General features: G+C 53.5%; 19 protein-coding genes. 7 read left to right on the forward strand and 12 right to left on the reverse strand.

Annotated features, from left to right (window positions below; translation table 11 throughout):
* Nucleotides 1–114 precede the first annotated feature (114 nt).
* The 4 genes from WN53_RS19790 to hxpB form a co-directional block, all read right to left on the reverse strand.
* Entirely contained in the window at nt 115–1,506 is a 1,392-nt protein-coding gene (locus tag WN53_RS19790; RefSeq protein WP_024486715.1) for an L-cystine transporter, read from the reverse strand.
* Nucleotides 1,507–1,689: 183 nt separating this feature from the next.
* Nucleotides 1,690–2,238 carry a metal-dependent hydrolase gene (locus WN53_RS19795; RefSeq protein ID WP_046808193.1) on the reverse strand — a complete coding sequence of 183 codons (549 nt, stop codon included), beginning with the start codon at nt 2,236–2,238 and terminating at the stop codon, nt 1,690–1,692.
* Nucleotides 2,239–2,437: 199 nt separating this feature from the next.
* Nucleotides 2,438–3,199, reverse strand: a complete 762-nt coding sequence (kduD, locus tag WN53_RS19800; RefSeq protein WP_024486717.1) for a 2-dehydro-3-deoxy-D-gluconate 5-dehydrogenase KduD — start codon at nt 3,197–3,199, stop codon at nt 2,438–2,440.
* Between the two features lie 211 nt (nt 3,200–3,410).
* Nucleotides 3,411–4,076 (reverse strand): hexitol phosphatase HxpB, encoded by a 666-nt coding sequence (gene hxpB, locus WN53_RS19805; RefSeq protein WP_024486718.1) that lies wholly within the window; start codon nt 4,074–4,076, stop codon nt 3,411–3,413.
* Between the two features lie 214 nt (nt 4,077–4,290).
* Here hxpB and WN53_RS19810 point away from each other — a divergent pair, with 214 nt between their 5' ends.
* Nucleotides 4,291–4,851: a YniB family protein gene (locus WN53_RS19810; RefSeq protein ID WP_024486719.1), complete on the forward strand. Its 561-nt coding sequence runs from the start codon at nt 4,291–4,293 to the stop codon at nt 4,849–4,851.
* 35 nt (nt 4,852–4,886) lie between these two features.
* Here the strand turns inward: WN53_RS19810 and WN53_RS19815 are convergent, their stop codons facing one another.
* The 6 genes from WN53_RS19815 to ghoS all read right to left on the reverse strand — a co-directional run bounded on the left by WN53_RS19815 (nt 4,887) and on the right by ghoS (nt 10,154).
* On the reverse strand, nt 4,887–5,756 hold the full coding sequence (locus WN53_RS19815) for a fructosamine kinase family protein (protein WP_046808194.1): 870 nt from the start codon (nt 5,754–5,756) through the stop codon (nt 4,887–4,889).
* A gap of 423 nt (nt 5,757–6,179) precedes the next feature.
* Nucleotides 6,180–7,037, reverse strand: coding sequence for a metal ABC transporter permease (locus WN53_RS19820; protein ID WP_024486840.1), 858 nt, complete (start codon nt 7,035–7,037; stop codon nt 6,180–6,182).
* Nucleotides 7,037–7,900, reverse strand: coding sequence for a metal ABC transporter permease (locus WN53_RS19825; RefSeq protein WP_024486841.1), 864 nt, complete (start codon nt 7,898–7,900; stop codon nt 7,037–7,039). Before WN53_RS19825 ends, WN53_RS19820 begins: the two co-directional genes overlap by 1 nt.
* A complete protein-coding gene (locus WN53_RS19830) occupies nt 7,900–8,790 on the reverse strand; it encodes a manganese/iron ABC transporter ATP-binding protein (protein WP_024486842.1) in 891 nt (296 codons plus the stop codon). Before WN53_RS19830 ends, WN53_RS19825 begins: the two co-directional genes overlap by 1 nt.
* Nucleotides 8,787–9,725 carry a metal ABC transporter substrate-binding protein gene (locus tag WN53_RS19835; protein WP_024486843.1) on the reverse strand — a complete coding sequence of 313 codons (939 nt, stop codon included), beginning with the start codon at nt 9,723–9,725 and terminating at the stop codon, nt 8,787–8,789. The genes WN53_RS19830 and WN53_RS19835 overlap by 4 nt, the downstream gene beginning before the upstream one ends.
* Before the next feature lie 129 nt (nt 9,726–9,854).
* Nucleotides 9,855–10,154: a type V toxin-antitoxin system endoribonuclease antitoxin GhoS gene (ghoS, locus tag WN53_RS19840; RefSeq protein WP_024486844.1), complete on the reverse strand. Its 300-nt coding sequence runs from the start codon at nt 10,152–10,154 to the stop codon at nt 9,855–9,857.
* Nucleotides 10,155–10,263: 109 nt separating this feature from the next.
* Here ghoS and WN53_RS19845 point away from each other — a divergent pair, with 109 nt between their 5' ends.
* The 3 genes from WN53_RS19845 to WN53_RS19855 all read left to right on the forward strand — a co-directional run bounded on the left by WN53_RS19845 (nt 10,264) and on the right by WN53_RS19855 (nt 13,746).
* Nucleotides 10,264–10,926: a transglycosylase SLT domain-containing protein gene (locus WN53_RS19845; protein WP_021178197.1), complete on the forward strand. Its 663-nt coding sequence runs from the start codon at nt 10,264–10,266 to the stop codon at nt 10,924–10,926.
* Nucleotides 10,927–11,233: 307 nt separating this feature from the next.
* On the forward strand, nt 11,234–11,959 hold the full coding sequence (locus tag WN53_RS19850; protein ID WP_046808195.1) for a gluconate 2-dehydrogenase subunit 3 family protein: 726 nt from the start codon (nt 11,234–11,236) through the stop codon (nt 11,957–11,959).
* 2 nt (nt 11,960–11,961) lie between these two features.
* Nucleotides 11,962–13,746 carry a GMC family oxidoreductase gene (locus WN53_RS19855; protein WP_024487051.1) on the forward strand — a complete coding sequence of 595 codons (1,785 nt, stop codon included), beginning with the start codon at nt 11,962–11,964 and terminating at the stop codon, nt 13,744–13,746.
* A gap of 63 nt (nt 13,747–13,809) precedes the next feature.
* Here the strand turns inward: WN53_RS19855 and WN53_RS19860 are convergent, their stop codons facing one another.
* Nucleotides 13,810–14,940 carry an RNA-guided endonuclease InsQ/TnpB family protein gene (locus tag WN53_RS19860; RefSeq protein WP_046808485.1) on the reverse strand — a complete coding sequence of 377 codons (1,131 nt, stop codon included), beginning with the start codon at nt 14,938–14,940 and terminating at the stop codon, nt 13,810–13,812.
* A 107-nt stretch (nt 14,941–15,047) separates the two neighbouring features.
* Here WN53_RS19860 and WN53_RS19865 point away from each other — a divergent pair, with 107 nt between their 5' ends.
* The 3 genes from WN53_RS19865 to WN53_RS19875 all read left to right on the forward strand — a co-directional run bounded on the left by WN53_RS19865 (nt 15,048) and on the right by WN53_RS19875 (nt 19,660).
* Nucleotides 15,048–16,382: a cytochrome c gene (locus tag WN53_RS19865; RefSeq protein ID WP_024485850.1), complete on the forward strand. Its 1,335-nt coding sequence runs from the start codon at nt 15,048–15,050 to the stop codon at nt 16,380–16,382.
* A 754-nt stretch (nt 16,383–17,136) separates the two neighbouring features.
* A complete protein-coding gene (locus WN53_RS19870) occupies nt 17,137–18,021 on the forward strand; it encodes a PHP domain-containing protein (RefSeq protein WP_024485851.1) in 885 nt (294 codons plus the stop codon).
* A gap of 355 nt (nt 18,022–18,376) precedes the next feature.
* A complete protein-coding gene (locus WN53_RS19875; RefSeq protein ID WP_024485852.1) occupies nt 18,377–19,660 on the forward strand; it encodes an SLC5/6 family protein in 1,284 nt (427 codons plus the stop codon).
* Nucleotides 19,661–19,697: 37 nt separating this feature from the next.
* Here the strand turns inward: WN53_RS19875 and WN53_RS19880 are convergent, their stop codons facing one another.
* Nucleotides 19,698–20,384 carry a MarC family NAAT transporter gene (locus WN53_RS19880; RefSeq protein ID WP_024485853.1) on the reverse strand — a complete coding sequence of 229 codons (687 nt, stop codon included), beginning with the start codon at nt 20,382–20,384 and terminating at the stop codon, nt 19,698–19,700.
* Between the last annotated feature and the right edge of the window lie 43 nt (nt 20,385–20,427).

The raw sequence follows: 20,427 nt of genomic DNA on the forward strand, positions 1-20,427 counted from the left end.
ATGGGCTCCACGGATCCTATTTGCTACACACTAATACTAATGAGATATCATTGGCAGTCCTGGTGAAAAAAAACCGGCGCCTGGGCGCCGGTTCAGTTGCAAATCCGTCTAGGGTTACCGGTGAGCCAGTTCCGCTTCGTCTTCGCTGTCCATAATGGTTTTGTCGGTCTGCTTCATCAGTTGGCTGGTGACGGTACCTGCGGTCATCGAACCACTAACGTTCAGCGCGGTGCGGCCCATGTCGATCAACGGTTCAACCGAAATCAGCAGGGCGACCAGAGTCACCGGCAGGCCCATCGCTGGCAGTACAATCAGTGCAGCGAAGGTCGCGCCGCCACCCACACCGGCAACGCCAGCTGAACTGACGGTAACAATGCCGACCAGCGTTGCGATCCACAGTGGATCCAGCGGGTTGATGCCCACGGTTGGCGCAACCATCACCGCCAGCATTGCCGGGTAGAGACCCGCGCAACCGTTCTGACCAATAGTGGCACCAAAGGAAGCCGAGAAGCTGGCAATCGACTCCGGCACGCCCAGACGGCGAGTCTGCGCTTCGACGTTCAGCGGGATGCTGGCAGCGCTGGAACGGCTGGTGAAGGCAAAGGTCAGCACCGGCCAAGCCTTGCGGAAGAATTTCAGTGGATTAACGCCGGTGAAGCTCAGCAGCAGGCCGTGAACCACGAACATGATCGCCAGACCAAGGTAAGACGCAACCACAAAGCTGCCCAGCTTGATAATGTCGTGGATATTGGAGCCAGCAACGACCTTGGTCATCAACGCCAGTACGCCGTAAGGAGTCAGTTTCATCACCAGACGGACCAGCTTCATCACCCAGGCTTGCAGGGTATCGATAGCTACCAGCACGCGCTGGCCTTTCGGTTGGTCATCTTTAAGCAGTTGCAGAGAAGCCACACCGAGGAAGGCAGCGAAAATCACCACGCTGATGATTGACGTTGGGTTAGCCCCGGTCAGATCGGCAAACGGGTTTTTCGGCACAAATGACAGGATCAATTGTGGCACACTCAGATCGGCCACTTTACCTGCGTAGTTGGTTTCGATCGCCGACAAACGAGCCGTTTCTTGTGTGCCCTGGACCAGACCCTCTGCGGTCAACCCGAACAGGTTGGTGACCAATACGCCCACCAATGCGGCGATCAGAGTGGTAAACAGCAGGGTACCAATGGTCAGGAAGCTGATTTTGCCCAGCGAAGAAGCGTTATGCAACTTGGCTACCGCGCTCAGGATAGAGGCGAAAACCAGCGGCATCACGATCATTTGCAGCAGCTGTACATAGCCGTTACCGACGATGTTAAACCAGCCGATGGACTCTTTCAGCACCGGGTTGTCCGAGCCGTATACCAGTTGCAGTGCCAAACCGAACACCACACCCAGTGCCAGGCCAACCAGCACTTTTTTAGCCAGGCTCCATTGCTTATGGCGGGTTTGCGCCAACAGCAAAAGGAGGGCGGCAAAAACCAGCACGTTTAATACGAGCGGTAGATTCATCCCCAGTTCTCCAATCTTGTTTTCTTATAATAAAAGGTGCCACGCACCGATGTAATGCGATGTAAATATCCTAACAGTTTGCGGTGCAGCGCACTTATATCCAAAAAGAATTTAATATAACTTTTGGCTTAAAATCGTTGATGTAATGAGCGGAAAGGTGGGGAAATAGACGATTTTTTGTGATCACAGTCGGATATTTTTTATTTGCTCAAAATACGACTGCAAGGGAAAGGTGTAATCCCCTTGCCAGTAGATGGCGAAAGCCACCAAAACTATACACAGTACCCGCTCCAGCTGGTTGCCTTTTTGTGAGTTCAATATCGGCAGGCAGAAGCGCCAGCGGCAGGGCCAAAGCAACGGCACGCCGGCAGGGGTGAGCATATCGGCCAGCAGGTGGCTGAAATAACCGATAATCATGGCGTGTAGCACGTCTGCGGGGATAGGCCAACCGCGCGGCACTTCTAGCTGAAATAGCCACATGCCGCCGACGATCGCCAGCAGGCTATGGGTGAAACCACGGTGGCCAAAGGCGCGTGAGATCGGGATTGCGATCCAGCGCAGGCGCTGGCCCAGGATGGATTTAGGGTGATCGATATCGGGTAATAGCGACGTCAGCAGCGCGGCAGGAATGATGTGCCACCAATCGCCAGAGGCGAGCACGGGAGTCACCTCCGCTTTCTTGGCAAAGATCGCGCAGGCAACAGAAAATATGAGATGTCCTTCCGCGGTCATGTTGCTATATTCCGGCCACTAAACTGTTAATTTATCCAGTATATGGGAATTTTTACAGTTACGGAAGCGGTTACCCTGTAACGATTTGTTAATTTTACGCCGTTTTACAAAGGGTTGAAACCTCATGCCTTACGAACGTGGGATACAGGCAGACTCATTATGTAGGGGCGCTGCATGCTGCGCCCGTGACGAGTTGGAATTAGCGAGCCAGCCAGCCGCCGTCTACTGCGAGCGTGTAGCCATTAACGTAGTCGGATGCTGCCGAGGCAAGGAACACGATCGGGCCCATCAAGTCATCCGGAGTGCCCCAGCGCCCTGCGGGGATGCGTTCGAGGATCTGCTGGCTGCGGTCTTCATCGGTACGCAGCTGTTGGGTGTTGTTGGTGGCCATATAGCCCGGTGCAATGGCGTTAACGTTAATCTGGTATTGTGCCCATTCATTGGCCAATAGCCGGGTGACGCCGAGTACTGCGCTTTTCGACGCGGTGTAAGACGGTACGCGAATGCCGCCCTGGAAAGAAAGCATCGAAGCAATATTGATAATTTTACCGCCACTGCCCTGGCTGATGAACTGTTTGGCCACCGCCTGTGCCATAAAGAACAGGGTCTTGATATTGACGTCCATCACCTCATCCCAGTCTTGTTCACTGAAATTCAGGGCGTCTTCGCGGCGGATAATCCCTGCGTTGTTCACCAGGATATCGATTCTGCCAAACGCCTCAACGGCGGCGGCTAGCAGAGAAGGGATGGCGTCGATATTGCCGAGATCGGCGTTCAGATTCAGGAATCGGCGCCCGGTCTGGGTGACTTTGCTCATGGTCTCAAGGGGCTGACTGCGGTTCACGCCGATAATATCGCAACCGGCCTGCGCCAACCCAATTGCAATGCCTTGCCCCAGGCCGGTATTGCAGCCGGTGATCAGCGCCACTTTGCCCGTTAAGTCGAAGGAATTCAAAATCATAGCTTTGCTCTCTTGCCGTGAGGGAAGAAAGCACCGGGCTTTCGATGGCAACCGCGTGGCAGTGACAGTGTCACCGATTCGCCCGGTGTTTTCTTTATGCAACTAGCATAATTTGAATGGTGTCTTAATTCAATAAAAATGAAATGGCGTTTTATTTATTTTGTGGTGCAGGGGAGGGAAAAGGGCACCGGCGGGGCCGATGCCGTCAAGATCAGGCTAGATGGGCGGCAGTCAACTGCTCGAGGCTTTGCAACTTAAGGTCGGCCAAGGCCCAGCGTGGATCCTGACTGTATTCGTGCGCAGGGATCACGATCGATTTCATACGCGCCGCTTTGGTGGCAATCATACCGTTGAAGGAGTCTTCCAGAGTAATACAGTGCTGTGGATCGCTGCCCAGGCGTTCTGCGGCGATCAGATAGACTTCTGGGTGCGGTTTGCTGTAGGGCAGGTATTCGGCCGAAACCAACTGATCGAAATAGCTCTCCAGATCGAACATCTTCAGCACCTGCTGCTGCATATGTAGCGGAGAGGCGGAGGCCAGCCCAATATTCAAATCCAGGCTACGGCACAGTTCCAGCGCTTGTTGCACCCCAGGCAGCAACGGGCGCTTTTCCCGTACCAACTCGATGGCCCGCTCGATAATGCGGCCAGCGACTTCCTCCTGAGAGGGTCCTTGCCACGGCATGGCCTGGAACCACATCCGCACCACCAGATCGATGCGTAAACCTAGCGTATCCGGAAGTTTGTGACGGTCAGACAGATCCAGCCCCAATGAGCTGAAGATGTCCATTTCCGCCTGTAACCACAGGGGTTCAGAGTCGATCAGTAGACCGTCCATATCAAAAATTGCGGTTGCTATGCGTTGCGAATAAGCCATTAACAATTAACTCCTGCAGCACCAGTAAAAGAAAATGTTTTCGCCACTCTATCATTTTTGTTCAGGCACCTGCACCCTTCGGGCCCGGGGTGTTTTCCCAAAGTACAGGATCTCTCTGGAACTGAGGGGGAAGATAAAGAAAACGGTGGGCGAGTTTCATTAACTACAGGTAGACTTAGCGCAACAACGGTTACGTCACTTACAAGGGGAACACATGACGTATCAACAGGCTGGGCGCGTTGCCATACTGAAACGCATTTTCGGATGGGTCGTTTTCATCCCGGCGTTACTTTCAACGCTGGTTTCACTGCTGGGTTTTGTTTATCAACACAGTGAGAAGTCCAGAGGGATCAACGCCGTGATGCTGGATTTTGTCCACGTCATGGTCGACATGGTGCGCTTCAATACGCCATTCCTGAATATTTTCTGGTACAACTCACCCGTACCGGACGTGGATAAGAGCCTGTTTAGCGGCGCTAATCTGATGTTTATCATTATCTATTTCCTGATTTTTGTCGGCCTGGCATTGCAGACTTCCGGTGCGCGCATGTCGCGTCAGGTGAAGTTTATCCGTGAAGGATTGGAAGATCAGATGATCCTGGAACAGGCCAAGGGCAGCGAAGGGCACACGCGTGCGCAATTGGAGGAGCGTGTGACGTTGCCGCACCACACCATTTTACTGCAATACTTCCCGCTCTATATCTTGCCGGTGGTGATCGCCGTAGTGGCTTATTTCGTGCTCAAGCTGCTAGGGCAAATGGCCGGAGTGGCGTAGATCTGTAATGGGCGCCACTTGCGGCGCCCATTATATTACAGCGTTTCTGGATGGAGCAGCTTGTCGATGGCCCGCTGTGCCATGACCAGATGTTGGCCGCCAAACAGGTTGCTGCGGTTGAGCAGGTAATAAAGCTGATACAGCGGCTGCCGTTCGATAAACCCGGCCTCAAGTGGCCACACGCTCTGATAGCCGTCATAAATCTGGGCGGGCAATTCAGGATAAAGCGGCAGCATCGCTAAATCACACTCTCTGTCGCCCCAGTAACAGGCTGGATCGAACAGCAAAGGCCCATCCGCGGCCTGAGCACAGTTGGCAGGCCACAGATCGCCATGCAGCAGGGAAGGCTGTGGCTGATGGTGTTGCAACCTCAGATATACCACGTCGATAATTTCGTCGATATCACCGAAGGTCATGCCCTTTTCCGCCGCCAGCTGTAGCTGCCAGCCGATGCGTTGCTCGGCAAAAAATTCCGCCCAGCGGCGTTGCCAGGCGTTGGGCTGCGGCGTGGTGGAAAGGTCGTTATCGAAGTCGAGACCGAACTGCGGTTGTTCGCTCCACTGGTGCAGGCGGGCCAGTTGTTGCCCGAGGCAGTGCGCTCCGTGCGCATCCAGCGGCTTAAGGGGTTGATACTCCAGCAGCAGGAAACTGTAATCGCGATCGCTGCCAACCCCATACACTTCGGGGACACGCACGGTCTTACTGCGTGCCAACAGCGCCAGTTGGTCTGCCTCTGCGGTGAATATCGGCAGCATTTCGCGGGCATCACATTTAACAAACACCTCGCTGTCACCGTAACTCACGCGCCACGCCGGGTGGATTTCTCCCCCGGGCAGTTCAGTCCTTTCGCGGATTTCTGCGCTGCCAAGATGTTCACTCAACAGACGGCTAACGGCTTGCCACATAGTAATCCCCTTCTGTGTTGCCTGCGATTTCATTAGGTTAGCGTCTTTCCTGCGGCGAAAACACGATGTGGCGCACAGCTGCGCCATCTATTGACGAAAATATCATCGCCGCGTGTCTGGTCAAAGTATATACGCTATTGATTAATTTAAGTACGCTTATGCTGAATGCTGCCTGGTTCAGGCTAACTTGCCGAGTTCCTTGTTACACGGAAAACGTCATAGTAGGGATTTTCCCCTCACCCCAACCCTCTCCCACAGGGCGAGGGAGCTGGTGCGGAGCCGTGGGCAGGTGCAGGAGTCAGTCTGCGGCATGTACAGTGCTCTCTGGCGAGGGAGCTGGTACGGAGCTTGGGTAGGTGCAGGAGTCAGTCTGTGGCACATTCTGTTCCCTCTCCTGGGGGAGAGGGTTAGGGTGAGGGCGGCTTAATGGTTTTTAACTACGGTGATTTCGTGACGTTGCACGGGTTTGAAGTGGCTATAGAGCAGGGCGATGACAAACAGCAGCGCCTGCACGATCACGATGCACGGCCCGGTTGCGCCGTCGATATGAAAACTGATTAACGTGCCCAGCACGCAGGAAAAAACCGAAGCGATGGTGGCGACGATCAGCATCCGGTTGAAACTGCGGCACAGGGTGAATGCAATGATCCCCGGTGCGATCAGCATCGCAATCACCAGGATCACCCCCACCGCCTGTAGCGAGGCAACAATGGTTAACGCCAGCAGGCAGAGTAAGCCGTAGTGCAGTAACTTCACCGGCAGACCAATGACGCGCGCATGGTTCGGATCGAAACAGTAAAGCATAAAGTCCTGGCGCTTGAGCAGTACGATCGCCAGCGTGATCCCGGCGATCCACAATGTTTGCTGTAGTTCACCGTCGGTGATCCCCAGCATATTGCCGAACAGGATATGGCTGAGGTGTTGATCGGTATCGATGCGGGCAAACAGCACCAGCCCAAAGGCAAACATGCCGGAGAAGACGATCCCCATCACCGTATCTTCCTTTACCCGGCTGTGTTCTTTCAGATAGCCCGTCGCGACCGCGCAGAAAATGCCGGAAAGAAATGCGCCAATCGCCAGTGGAATGCTGAACACAAAGGCCAACACAATGCCGGGAAGCACGGCGTGAGAAATGGCATCCCCCATCAGTGACCAGCCTTTCAACACCAGATAGCAAGACAGCACGGCGCAGACGACACCGGTGACGATAGCCGCGATGATGGCGCGTTGCATAAAGGGATAGGCGAACGGCTCTGAGAACCATTGCAACAGGAGTTCCATCAGTTGCCCTCCGGAGAGTTGCCACGGGTGACGCGGCGTTTTGAGGCTAACAGCCCGTGCTTCGGTGCGAACAGGAAGGCCGCCAGGAACACTAGTGTCTGCAGTGTGACGATCACGCCGCCGGTTGCACCGTCGACGAAGAAGCTGAGGTAGGCACCCAGTCCGCTGGTCAAGGCACCGATGGCGATGGCAATAATCACCAGCCGGCCAAAACGGTCGGTCAGCAGATAGGCGGTGGCACCGGGGGTTATCACCATGGCGATCACCAGAATGGCACCGACGGTTTGCAGCGCGGCCACGGTACAGGCGCTAAGCAGGGTAAAGAACAGGATCTTCAACTTTAGTGGCGAAAGCCCGATCGATACCGCGTGGTTTTCATCGAAAAATACCGCCAGCAGGTCTTTCCACACCAGGCATAAGATCAGTAACGAAACACCGATAATAATCTCCACCTGTAACACGTCTTCATCTGCGATACCGAGAATGTTGCCGAAGATGATTGACTGCACGTTCACCGAGGTTGGATTGAGCGAAATGATCAACAGGCCGACGGCGAAAAAGGTGGAGAAAATAAAGCCGATAATCGCATCTTCACGCAGGCGGGTAACGTGGCGTACCAATGTCATCGCCAGCGCGGCCAGCATGCCGGTGAAAAACGCACCAGCTGCATAGGGCAGACCGAGGGCATAGGCACCGGCCACGCCAGGCACCACGGAGTGGGAAAGCGCATCCCCCATCAACGACCAGCCTTTCAGCATCAGATACGCCGACAGAAAAGCGCAGGCCGCACCGACAATGGCGCTGACCCACATCGCCTTGACCATGTAGTTGTAGTTGAACGGTTGCAGCAGGATCTCGAGCATCAGGGGTTATTCTCCTTTTGCTGACTTTGCGCCGGAGGATCGCTCTTGGTATGACCATAAAACACCGCAGGGCGCTCGTCATCGGTGATTACCGTCACGGTGCGGGGATCGTTGTCATCGTGTAGATCGGGCCCGGAGAGGTTGATATGGCGCAATACGCCACCGAACGCCAGTTCCAGATTGCTTTGCGTGAACGTGGTCTCGAGCGGGCCGGCAGCAAGCACGGTACGATTAATCAGGATCACTCGATCGCAAAACTCCGGTACGCTGCCGAGGTTGTGGGTCGATACCAGGATCAGGTGCCCCTCATCGCGCAGCGAACGTAACAGCTCGATAATGGCGTTCTCGGTTTTGACATCCACGCCGGTAAAAGGCTCATCAAGCAGCAGCACCGTCCCCTGCTGAGCCAGGGCACGGGCCAGGAATACGCGCTTTTTCTGCCCGCCGGAAAGCTCGCCGATCTGTCGGCTACGTAGCTCACTCAAGCCTACGCGCTCCAGCGCCTTATCGACCCACAGGCGATCTTCCTTGGTAGGAATGCGCAGGAAGTTCATTTTGCCGTAGCGGCCCATCATCACCACGTCTTCCACCAGCACCGGGAAGTTCCAGTCAACCTCTTCGGTCTGCGGCACGTAGGCGATAATATTTTTCTTCAGCGCAGCGACAACCGGTTGCCCGCTCAGCGTCACCTGGCCGGATGTCGGTTTTACCAGGCCCATGATGCTTTTGAAGAGGGTCGATTTTCCGCTGCCGTTAACCCCCACCAGCGCACAGATCGAGCCACCGCTAAGGGTAAAACTGGCGTTATGGATCGCGGTATGGCCGTTGTTATAGGTGACCGATACGTCATCCACGCTAAGTTCGGGGCGGATAAAGGTCTCTACACTCATTGATTGAATCCTTTGGCGATGGTTTGCACGGTGGCATTGAGCAGATCGATATAGGTGGGCACCGGCCCGTCGGCGGCAGAAAGCGAATCGACGTACAGCACGCCGCCGTATTGCGCGCCGGTTTCTTTGGCCACCTGCTTGGCCGGTTTATCCGAAATGGTGCTTTCGCTGAACACTACCGGAATGTGGTTGGCCCGCACGGTATCAATCACCCGACGCACCTGCTGCGGTGAGCCCTGTTCGTCGGCATTGATCGGCCACAGGTAGACTTCTTGCAACTGATAGTCTTTGGCCAGATAACTAAAGGCGCCTTCGCTGGTTACCAGCCAGCGCTGGGCTGCCGGAATACGCGACAAACGCTCGCGTAGCGGGGCATCCAGCGCCGCGATTTTTTCAGCGTAGGCTTTGGCATTGCGGTTATAGGTTTCGGCGTTATCAGGATCGTGCTGTACCAGCGCTTTGCGGATGTTCTCGATGTAGATCAGCGCATTGCTTGGCGACATCCAGGCATGGGGGTTTGGATTACCGTTATACGGGCCCTCGTGGATCGGCAGCGGGGTGATCCCTTCGGTCACCACGGCGGCGGGCACCTGTTTGATATTTTCGAAGAAGCGTTGGAACCAGCGCTCCAGGTTCATCCCGTTCCATAAAATCAGATCGGCGTGCTGTGCCTTAACGATATCGCGCGGCGTGGGCTGATAGTCGTGGATTTCCGCCCCAGGCTTGGTGATGGACTCTACCACGGCGGCGTCGCCTGCCACGTTCTGGGCGATATCCTGGATAATGGTGAAGGTTGTCACCACGCGCAGTTTTTCTTTTGCCAAAGCCGGTTGGCTCACAGCAATAACGCTGAGGCATACGCAGAGCAGGGCAAGGGGGCGAAAGTGGGACAAACTAAAACGACGACGAGTAAATACGTTGTTTTTCATTAGCATGATGACGTCTCCTTATTCAAATGAAAATGATTATCAATATCAATTGAGCGGAAGTCAAGCATCACCAAGCTTTGCCAAGGGGTTATTTTGTTGTTAATGAAATAGTACCGCCGTGTGAGTTATAACATTTTATGTATCGGGATGTAACCGCTTAAAGTAGTCACTGCCTGTGACTATCTCCACTTCGGGTTTTGCCCCCAATGCCACCTCGCCCAAGCCTTGTGCCAACTGTTTGACATCTTCTTGATTTAAGGGCGTTGTTAGCGAAAAACTGTTGATCCCTAGCTCATGAGGAACGCCATTGCTGTCGCTGAGCATGGTGGAAAAACCGGCCAGCGTCATTTGTCCGGTTAATTTAGCTAAATCGGTTAAGCTCTGTTCCGGATAGGTGAAAGACACCACAAATCCTATGGACGAAGATTGACTCATAAATCACCTCTTGGTATATGGATAGCCTGAGAATAGACCAAAAAAGTTATGCAGGTATCCTTACCAGTTGTATATGCTACGCAACTCATTGAAAGGAGTGAGGGATTCTGTGAAAACAAAAATAGGTTGCCTGATGGCAATCGTACTATTAGCCGGTTGTGCGAAAGATCCGCAAACTACCGGCAACCAGGCAGGCAGTGGCACTTCGGGCGGTTGGCTAAAAACCCCACCGCAAACACCAAGCAACCGTACCGGGACACCGGTCGCTTATAACGATTATATTCGTCAGGCCGCCAGCAACTATGGCGTCGACGAAACGCTGATTAAGGCGATCATTCAGGTGGAGTCCGGGTTTAACCCGAATGTGGTCAGCACCTCGAATGCCGTGGGGCTCATGCAGCTGAAAGCCTCAACCGCTGGACGCGATGCTTACCGTATGAAGGGAAAGAACGGGCAGCCAAGTTCACGCGAGTTGAAGGATCCGGCGGTCAATATTGATCTGGGAACAGCCTATATCAATATTCTTCAAAGCCAGCAGCTAGCCGGGATCACCAATCCACAAACGTTACGCTATGCCACCATCGTTTCCTATGTGAACGGGGCAGGCGCGATGTTACGGACCTTCTCATCAGATAAACGTGTGGCGGTTAACCGCATCAATCAGATGAGCCCGGACGAGTTTTATCAGCATATCCAGAAGAAGCACCCGGCACCGCAAGCGCCGCGTTACTTGTGGAAGGTTACCACTGCTTATCAAGCGATGGCCGACTAGCCTCAGATTACCTACAGCCGGCCCCAATAAAGGGCCGGTTTGGCTATTTCTTGCCGGTAAAAATGTGCTCCATATCCCATTTCCGCTGTTCTCCCGCCTTTTGAACTAAAAAACCGCACAAATTGTTAATTTTACATTAACAAAGAAAACTTTACGTTCAATCAAATAGTTACCGGTAACATTGCTGCCAAAGCTCACATTCTGACCTTCAAAAAATAAACAATTACGTAACAATATATGTTTAAACTCCGTATAGACCGCGAGGTTGAGGTTAAATAGTTGTGATTTTTTTTGGAAGGAATGTGCTATGTCGAACGATAAAACCAACAACTCCCGGCGTGATTTCTTGCTGAAGTCGATGACGCTGATCCCCGCAGCCGTTATCGGTGGCAGCGGTGTGAGTGCCCTGACGGCGCCCACACCCGCGCTTGCCGCTAGCGATACTCCCAAGCAGGCAGAGTATCAACCGACCTTCTTTACCCCCGAAGAGTGGGCCTTTGTTCAGGCGGCGGTCGCGCGATTGATCCCTGCGGACGAGCGCGGCCCGGGCGCTTTGGAAGCAGGCGTGCCGGAGTTTATCGATCGGCAGATGAATACGCCTTATGCCACCGGTTCAATCTGGTACATGCAAGGGCCGTTCAATCCAGATGTCGCACCGGAAATGGGTTATCAACTGCCGTTGGTGCCGAAACAGATTTATAACCTGGGTATCAGCGACGCGGATGCCTACAGCAAGAAAACGGCAGGTAAAGTATTCGCCGAGCTGGATGGCGCACAACAGGATACGCTGTTGCAGAAATTTGAATCCGGTGAGGCCGAGTTTGTGCAACTGCCTGCCAAGCTGTTCTTCTCTTACCTGTTGCAAAACACCCGTGAAGGTTTTTTCAGCGATCCAATCCATGGCGGTAACAAAGAAATGGTGGGATGGAAGCTGATTAATTTTCCGGGCGCGCGCGCCGACTTTATGGACTGGGTTGAGCGAGGGGAACGTTATCCCTTCCCACCGGTATCGATTCGTGGGGAGAGGGGGTAATTATGGCAACGGTAATGAAGAAGCAGGATGTGGTGATCGTCGGTTTTGGTTGGGTTGGTGCCATTATGGCCAAGGAGTTGACCGAGGCCGGGCTGAACGTGGTGGCGCTTGAGCGTGGCCCGATGCGCGATACCTACCCAGACGGTTCCTACCCGCAAGTGATCGATGAACTGACCTATAATATCCGCCGCAAGCTGTTCCAGGACCTTTCCAAAAGTACCGTGACCATCCGTCACAACACCAGCCAAACCGCAGTGCCTTATCGCCAGTTGGCGGCTTTCCTGCCGGGCACCGGCGTGGGCGGAGCTGGGCTGCACTGGTCTGGCGTGCATTTCCGTGTCGATCCTATCGAGCTGCGTATGCGCAGCCATTATGAAGAACGCTACGGAAAAAGCTTTATTCCAAAAGACATGACGATCCAGGATTTTGGGGTGAGCTACGACGAGCTGGAGCCGTTCTTCGATAAGGCCGAGAAGGTATTCGGCACCTCAGGCACTGCCTGGTCGGTGAAGGGGCAGTTGGTGGGTAAAGACAAAGGCGGAAACCCCTTTGCACCAGACCGTTCCGACCATTTCCCTCTGCCAGCGCAGAAAAACACCTTCTCCGCTCAATTGTTTGAAAAGGCCGCGCGTGAGGTGGGTTATCACCCTTACAATCTGCCCTCCGCCAATACCTCAGATTCTTATACCAACCCCTATGGCGCGCAGATGGGGCCTTGTAACTTCTGCGGTTATTGCAGCGGCTATGCCTGCTACATGTATTCCAAGGCGTCGCCGAACGTCAATATCTTGCCAGCACTGCGGATGGAGAAGCGCTTTGAGCTGCGCACCAACGCTAACGTGCTGAAAGTTAACCTGACCGCTGACAAAAGCCGGGCGACCGGGGTCAACTATATCGATGCCCAGGGGCGCGAGATTGAACAACCTGCCGATCTGGTGATCCTAGGTGCCTTCCAGTTCCACAATGTGCATCTGATGCTGCTCTCCGGTATTGGCAAACCTTACGATCCACAGACCGGCGAAGGGGTGGTTGGGCGTAATTTTGCCTACCAGAACATGACTACCATCAAAGCGTTCTTTGATAAGGACGTCCACACCAACCCGTTTATTGGCGCGGGCGGTAACGGCGTCGGCGTGGATGATTTCAACGCGGATAACTTTGACCACGGCAAAGAGGGCTTTGTCGGTGGCTCACCGTTCTGGGTCAACCAGGCGGGTACCAAACCGATCTCCGGCCTGCCAACGCCTCCTGGCACTCCAGCCTGGGGCAGTAAGTGGAAAGCTGCGGTGGCGGATGCCTATACGCACCATGTCTCTATGGATGCGCATGGCGCGCACCAGTCCTATCGTAGCAACTACCTCGATCTCGATCCGACCTACAAGAACGTCTTTGGCCAACCGCTGCTACGCATGACCTTCGACTGGCAGGAAAACGACATCAAGATGGCGCAGTTTATGTTTAACAAGATGGCCCCGATCGCCAAGGCGATGAACCCGAAACTGATTTCCGGCAGCCCGAAAAACGCCAACAGCCATTTCGATACCACCAGCTACCAAACTACGCATATGAACGGCGGTGCGGTGATGGGAGAAGATCCCAAGACCAGCGCGGTAAACCGTTATCTGCAAAGCTGGGACGTGCATAACGTGTTCTCGATCGGCGCATCGGCCTTCCCGCAGGGGCTAGGCTACAACCCGACCGGCACCGTTGCCGCGTTGGCCTACTGGTCTGCCCGCGCCATTCGCGAGCAGTATTTGAAAAACCCAGGCCCATTGGTGCAGGCATGAGGATGCGAGTGTTGACTGCTCCCCGCCCTAAAGGGCGAGGACTCCCACTTCACAGAGCCGAACCTAAGCCGCGTGCTGCGATTCAGGATTTACAGGCTCTCCGTGGGCTAACACTGCCAGCCCGGCAGCTTTGATATTGCGCGCCGCGTTGATATCTCGATCATGCTCAGCACCGCACTCAGGGCAGTGCCAGTTTCGAACATCAAGTGGCATTTTTTCCATGATGAAGCCGCAACAGCTACAGCGTTTTGACGACGGGAAAAACTGATCTATGGCAACGACAGAACGTCCAGACTCTTTCGCCTTGTACTGTAGCTGCCGCACAAATTCACCCCATCCGGCATCGGATATCGCTTTCGACAGTTTGGGATTACGGATCATGTTTTTCACTTTCAGGGATTCAACGCAAACAACTTGGTTCTCGTTTATCAGTTTGCGGGACAACTTATGCAGGCTGTCCATTCGGCAATCAGCAATTTTAGCGTGGAGCTTTGCGACTTTTAATCTTGCTTTAGCACGGTTCCTTGAACCTTTTTGCTTCTTGCTCAATCGGCGCTGTAACAACGCTAAACGTTTCGCGTACTTCGCCGTGTGGCGGGGATTGCCGGTTTTAAATCCGCTATCTGTGACGAACAAATCTTTTAAACCCATATCAATGCCCGTCATTTTTGCGGTAACAGGCAGTGATTTTGATTCAAATTCGCACAAGCAGGACACGAAATATCGACCTGATGCGTCTTTGGAAATGGTGACGGTTGAAGGTGTCGAGGGGAGTTCACGACTCCAGCGAACATGGAGTGGCGTTGTGCTTTTAGCCATGTACAGCGTGCCGTTACGGTATTTAAAGGCACTCGCCGTAAATTCAGCAGATTGTTTGTGGTGTTTGCTTTTGAATGCTGGGTACCTGGCACGCCCCGCAAAGAAGTTAGAAAAGGCGGTCTGTTGGTGGCGAAGAGTCTGCTGTAACGGGACGCAGGAAACATCATTCAGCCAGGTCAATTCAGGCTCTTTTTTTAGGGCGGTTAGTCGGGCATTGGCCTGAATGTAGCCGATCTTCTCCTGCCGTTCGCGGTACGCATCAGTTCGCCAGCGAAGAACTGAATTGTAGACAAAACGCACACAGCCGAAGGTGTGAGCTAAAAACTCAATCTGATCCTGTGTTGGATAAAACCGATATTTGTAGGCGCGTTTCATATGTACAAAATTACAGGAGTTATAGTGAAAAGACAAAAAGAAGTTAGCTTGAAAACCGCCTCCTTTCCTCCCCGGCCTAAAGGCCGAGGTTTCCCGGAGGCAATCTGATGAAAGCTTTGGTTCCCGCACTGGTTCTCAGTGCACTGAGTTTTTCCGTATTGGCGCAAGACGCGACGGTCAGCAGCGAATTGCTCAAACGCGGTGAATATCTGGCACGTGCCGGTGACTGTGTGGCCTGCCACACCAATGGCAAAAGCGGCGTGCCCTTTGCTGGTGGTTTGGCGATGGAAACGCCGATTGGCACTATCTATTCCACCAACATCACCCCGGACAAAACCACCGGCATTGGCGATTACAGTTTTGAAGATTTCGACAATGCGGTACGCAAAGGCGTCGCCAAGAGCGGCAGCACCCTGTACCCGGCGATGCCTTATCCTTCGTTTGCGCTGGTGAAAGAGGAGGATATGCGTGCCATGTATGCCTATTTCATGCACGGCGTGCAGCCAGTCGAACAAGCGAACCAAGACTCCGATATTCCCTGGCCGCTGTCCATGCGTTGGCCACTGCACATCTGGCGTTCGATGTTTGCACCAACACCGGCCGATTTTGCGGCCAATGCCAACGCCGATCCGGTTATCGAACGTGGCCGCTATCTGGTCGAAGGGTTGGGGCACTGTGGTGCATGCCATACGCCGCGTAGCCTGACCATGCAAGAGAAGGCGTTGAGCAATACGGAAGGGGATGATTACCTGTCCGGCAGCAACGCGCCGATCGACGGTTGGGTGGCATCCAGCCTGCGTGGCGACAATAAAGATGGTCTAGGTACCTGGAGCGAGAGTGAACTGACCGAGTTCCTGAAAACTGGCCGTAACGATAAGTCGGTGGTATTTGGTGGCATGAGCGACGTGGTCGAACATAGCCTGCAATATCTCAGCGATGAGGATTTGAGCGCGATTGCCCGCTATCTGAAAACCTTGCCGCCGAAAGACGGTAAACAGCAGGCCGCCCCGGTTGAAGACAGCGTCGCCAAAGATTTGTGGCGTGGTAACGACAGCAAGCCCGGCGCCGCGCTGTATGTCGATAACTGTGCCGCTTGCCATCGTACCGATGGAGTTGGTTACAAGCGTGCCTTCCCGGCGCTGAAGGGCAACCCGGTGGTGCAGACCGAAGACGCGACCTCGCTGATCCACATTGTGCTGGTCGGCAATACTACGCCAGCGGTGAAAGGGGCGGTTTCCAACCTCACCATGCCGCCGTTTGGCTGGCGCTTGAACGACCAGCAGGTAGCGGACGTGGTGAATTTTATCCGTTCCAGTTGGGGTAACAACGCCAAAGCTATCAGCGCCTCCGATGTGGCTGACGTGCGTAAGGATCGTTCAATAATTCGCGATGAGAAGGCGATGGGCAGCTCTGCTGTCCCAGAGCCAGTGGGTGCCAAGTAATCTTCCCAAGGGCCTCGTTCGAGGCCCTTTAATTATCTTAATTATCCTTAAATAAGTTAGATTTGTTAATCATTTCACAGTGTGTGATTTTTAATCACCTTTAACGGTGCATTCCTGGGGTTTTAAACTATTTGATCTGATATTGTTATCTTTCTGCGAGATATTACACTTCATATTTGTGCTATGTCACTGTTATTGATTGGATTATTGTGATTTCATTTATTGGTGAATAAAAATTTCATTAATGTTATTAATGTTAATCGCAAGGGAGCGTTGAAACCAAAGGGAGGCTATGGGCGTGATGGTAATAGTTTTATTGATGGTGGTGTACATTTCCATCGCTTTTGAGGTTGATAGACGTAAGCGCATCTGTATTAGTCTTGGTCGAAAATATACCTACAGAAAGCGCATCAAGTTCAAAAGGAAATGTGCGAGGTTAATCGATACGCTGCTTTTCCGAACATGATGTGTTGTGGTTTGCCATCTTTGGCAAAAAAAGCAAATTTCATCAGGTGAAATGCCCCGGAAAAGTGGGGCATTTTAGATGGATGACCAAGTAGCCGCAGCGATTTGGCACCGTCAATGCCTGTTAACAGTCTGCACCGTTATCGATCTCGTCAACATGTCGATCTACACCCCGTGAGCGGACCCACGCTTTTGTGATCCTGACGATAAAAAGTATCAAATCCGCTGTATGCATTCAGGGGCGGCTTTAGTATGGTCTTGGTTTGAGCATTCGCCAAAGGACATTGCCATGGAAAAAATCGACCTGCATATGCATTCCAACTACAGCGATGATGCAGACTTCCCGGTTGAGACGGTGATTGCACGCTGCCTGGCCAACGGCATCAGTACGTTGGCGGTGACCGACCATAATAATGCCAACTCGGTGCCGGAAGCCAAGGCGCTGGCATCGTCCAGCCTCAATGTCCTGTCTGGTATCGAGATCGACTGCACCTTCGCTGGGCGCAACTTCCACCTGTTGGGCTATGGGTTTACCCCCAGCAATGACTTTGTTGAAATCTATAACAATTTCAGTGCCATTCAACGGGAACTGACGCCGCAAAAGTTTGCCAAGCTGCGTGGAGTGAAATTCCATCTGGATGAGCAACGCCTGGAGCAGGTATGCGGTGGCGCTATCCCGCAGGAAGAGCAGATGGGCGAGGTGATACTCGAAGACCCACGTAATGATGGGCATCCGTTGCTGATGCCTTATCGCCCCGGTGGTGAAAGAGCTGATATGCCGTTAATCAACTTCTACTGGGATTTCTTTGGCCCAGGGAAGGTGTGCTATATGCCGGTTACCTATCCCGCCATGAGCCGCATGGTGGAGGTGATCCGCCATAATGGGGGGATCCCGATCCTGGCGCATATCGGTGCCAACGTTAAACAGGACCATACCCAAATCATCGATGAAATGTTGAAGATTGGTGTGATGGGGGTCGAGGTGTTCTCAAGCTATCATTCACCTGAATTGGCCAGCCAGCTGTATGAGTTTACCGTTGGTCGTTCAGCTTTTGTTACCTGCGGCAGCGACTTCCATGGGCGTAATAAGCCAAAAATAGAAGTAGGGCAATGTGCTTACGGCCCGCAGCATATCGGCGAAATACACCGGTTTGTGGCCGCCGCCAGCGCCTAGACATTGTTTCATTCCATATGGCTCGTGAGCGGCATCGGCTGCTCACGAAGCGCGCAGTTAACCGCCGAAATATAGACCATTCCAGAGATTTTCTTTATCCTTTGCCGTCCTTTTATCAGGTAGGTGAACTTCTACCCTATGGATTTCAAGTTGCAGCTAGGCGACAAGCTTACTCATCCCCAGGAGCTTACTTTTGTAAGTGACTGGGGTGAGTAAGTGCAGGTAACAACGCTGCAATTTGAAAGACGACGGGTATTTCTCGCCATTAATATCCTGTTTTACATAAACATTCTACGGAGAAGGGAGTTTCCGTCGGGCGCAATCGTTGGCGCTGTAGATTAAGGTAAGCTGTCTCATGAGTACGATTTCTCCAGATCAGGGCAGGTTGGCCATTGCTCAACCTGCCAAATGGAACAAGACCGACACCGTCTGGATGTTCGGGCTTTACGCCACGGCCGTGGGTGCCGGCACCTTGTTTCTGCCGATCAATGCCGGTCTGAATGGCCCGCTGGTGCTGCTATTGATGGCACTGTTCGCCTTCCCTCTGACCTATTTACCCCATCTGGCGCTAACCCGCTTTGTTCTTTCCGGCTCCAGCCGTGATGGCAACATTCAGGACGTGGTGGTTGAGCATTTCGGCGTGTTAGCCGGTAAGATCATTATGGTGCTGTATCTGATGGCGTTTTTCCCCATCGTGCTGGTCTACAGTATTTCCATCACCAACGCGTTGGACAGCTTCCTGACTCACCAATTTCACTTCGCCCCGGTACCCCGCATCTGGCTGAGTTTGGCGGTGGTGGTGGTGCTCAATCTGGTGCTGTTGCGTGGAAAGGATACGATCGTGGCCGCGATGGGCGTTCTGGTATTCCCATTGCTGGTGTTTCTGATGGGGATTTCGCTGTATCTGGTACCCACCTGGCAGACCGAGAACTTTGTCAGTGGTTTGGCCAATACCCAATTTGACAGCCCCGAGCTGTGGCATTCGCTGTGGTTGGCGGTCCCGGTGATGGTATTTTCCTTTAGCCATGCGCCGATCATTTCGTCGTTCGCTTCCACCCAGAACAGCTTATACGGTGACAAGGCCGAGCGCCGTTGTGCGCGGATTATGCGTTACAGCTACCTGCTGATTTGCGTCACCGTGTTGTTCTTCGTGTTCAGCTGCGTGCTGAGCCTTTCGCACCAGGAGATGGAGCAGGCGAAAGCGCAGAACATCACGGTGTTGACCACTTTGGCCAACAAGTTCTCCAACCCGCTGATAGCTTATCTTGGGCCGGTGATGGCGATGTTGGCGATGGCAAAGTCCTATCTTGGCACTTCATTAGGCGTAACCGAAGGGGCAACCAGCCTGATTGATGGGCTAACACGTGCCGTTGGCAAACCGCTCAGTGCCGTGACGACCCATCGTATCTCTGGCGTGGTGCTGTTTTTGCTGACCTGGGCGGCCACCGTCTGGAATCCGAGCGCCTTGCATATCATTGAAACTATCAGCGGTCCGCTAATTGCGGTGATCCTGTTTATTTTGCCGATGTATGCGGTGCGCGCGGTTCCGGCTATGCGCCGTTATCGTGCCTTGAGTAATGTCTTTGTACTGGTGATGGGGCTGATTGCGCTTTCCGCTTTAGTTTACGGTTTGGCATAGAGATCAAATTGGCCCCGCGACTGCGGGGCCGGTTGGGTCAGGCAACAGGCACGTAGGTAGAGATCAGCTCCAACACGCCGTTGATAATAAACTGTACGCCCATACACACCAGCAGGAAGCCCATCAGGCGCGAAATGGCCTCGATACCGCTTTCGCCAACCAGTTTCATGATCGCCGTGGAACTGCGTAAACAGACCCACAGAATGATCGCTATCGACAGGAAAATGGCCACCGGTGCGGCCAGCAGCACCCAGTGGGCAAAGCCCAGCGTATTTTCGTGGACGCTGGATGCGGTGCTGATGATCATGGCGATAGTCCCCGGCCCGGCGGTACTTGGCATGGCCAGTGGGACAAAGGCGATATTGGCCGAGGTTTTCTTGTGCAGTTCTCTGCTTTTGGATTCTACCTCTGGTGCTTCATCGGCACTTTGCTGCGGAAACAACATGCGAAAACCGATAAAGGCGACAATCAAACCCCCGGCGATCCGCAGGCCGGGGATGGAAATCCCAAAGGTGCTCATCACTAGCTGACCGGCATAGAACGCCACCGTCATGATGCTGAACACGTAGACCGAAGCCATCAGCGACTGATGGTTGCGCTCTTCGTTGGTCATATTTCCCGACAGACCAAGCAGCAACGCCACGGTGGTAAGCGGATTGGCCAGTGGCAACAGTAGGGCTAGCCCCAGCCCTATGGCCTGAAACAACTGCAGAATACTCGACATAAAACAAACCCCAGCATGAGAATGAAATGGGGGCGCAGTCACT

It is taken from the genome of Serratia fonticola (assembly GCF_001006005.1).
Lineage (GTDB): Bacteria > Pseudomonadota > Gammaproteobacteria > Enterobacterales > Enterobacteriaceae > Chania > Chania fonticola.

Bases quoted from the DNA above. Each gene is read 5' to 3' on its own strand.
- kduD (WP_024486717.1), bottom strand. From the start codon at position 3,199: ATGATTTTGAATTCCTTCGACTTAACGGGCAAAGTGGCGCTGATCACC.
- WN53_RS19815 (WP_046808194.1), bottom strand. From the start codon at position 5,756: ATGTGGCAAGCCGTTAGCCGTCTGTTGAGTGAACATCTTGGCAGCGCA.
- WN53_RS19875 (WP_024485852.1), top strand. From the start codon at position 18,377: ATGAGTACGATTTCTCCAGATCAGGGCAGGTTGGCCATTGCTCAACCT.
- WN53_RS19810 (WP_024486719.1), top strand. From the start codon at position 4,291: ATGACGTATCAACAGGCTGGGCGCGTTGCCATACTGAAACGCATTTTC.
- ghoS (WP_024486844.1), bottom strand. From the start codon at position 10,154: ATGAGTCAATCTTCGTCCATAGGATTTGTGGTGTCTTTCACCTATCCG.
- WN53_RS19850 (WP_046808195.1), top strand. From the start codon at position 11,234: ATGTCGAACGATAAAACCAACAACTCCCGGCGTGATTTCTTGCTGAAG.
- WN53_RS19820 (WP_024486840.1), bottom strand. From the start codon at position 7,037: ATGGAACTCCTGTTGCAATGGTTCTCAGAGCCGTTCGCCTATCCCTTT.
- WN53_RS19855 (WP_024487051.1), top strand. From the start codon at position 11,962: ATGGCAACGGTAATGAAGAAGCAGGATGTGGTGATCGTCGGTTTTGGT.
- WN53_RS19830 (WP_024486842.1), bottom strand. From the start codon at position 8,790: ATGAGTGTAGAGACCTTTATCCGCCCCGAACTTAGCGTGGATGACGTA.
- WN53_RS19865 (WP_024485850.1), top strand. From the start codon at position 15,048: ATGAAAGCTTTGGTTCCCGCACTGGTTCTCAGTGCACTGAGTTTTTCC.
- WN53_RS19795 (WP_046808193.1), bottom strand. From the start codon at position 2,238: ATGACCGCGGAAGGACATCTCATATTTTCTGTTGCCTGCGCGATCTTT.
- WN53_RS19790 (WP_024486715.1), bottom strand. From the start codon at position 1,506: ATGAATCTACCGCTCGTATTAAACGTGCTGGTTTTTGCCGCCCTCCTT.
- WN53_RS19870 (WP_024485851.1), top strand. From the start codon at position 17,137: ATGGAAAAAATCGACCTGCATATGCATTCCAACTACAGCGATGATGCA.
- WN53_RS19860 (WP_046808485.1), bottom strand. From the start codon at position 14,940: ATGAAACGCGCCTACAAATATCGGTTTTATCCAACACAGGATCAGATT.
- WN53_RS19880 (WP_024485853.1), bottom strand. From the start codon at position 20,384: ATGTCGAGTATTCTGCAGTTGTTTCAGGCCATAGGGCTGGGGCTAGCC.
- hxpB (WP_024486718.1), bottom strand. From the start codon at position 4,076: ATGGCTTATTCGCAACGCATAGCAACCGCAATTTTTGATATGGACGGT.
- WN53_RS19825 (WP_024486841.1), bottom strand. From the start codon at position 7,900: ATGCTCGAGATCCTGCTGCAACCGTTCAACTACAACTACATGGTCAAG.
- WN53_RS19835 (WP_024486843.1), bottom strand. From the start codon at position 9,725: ATGCTAATGAAAAACAACGTATTTACTCGTCGTCGTTTTAGTTTGTCC.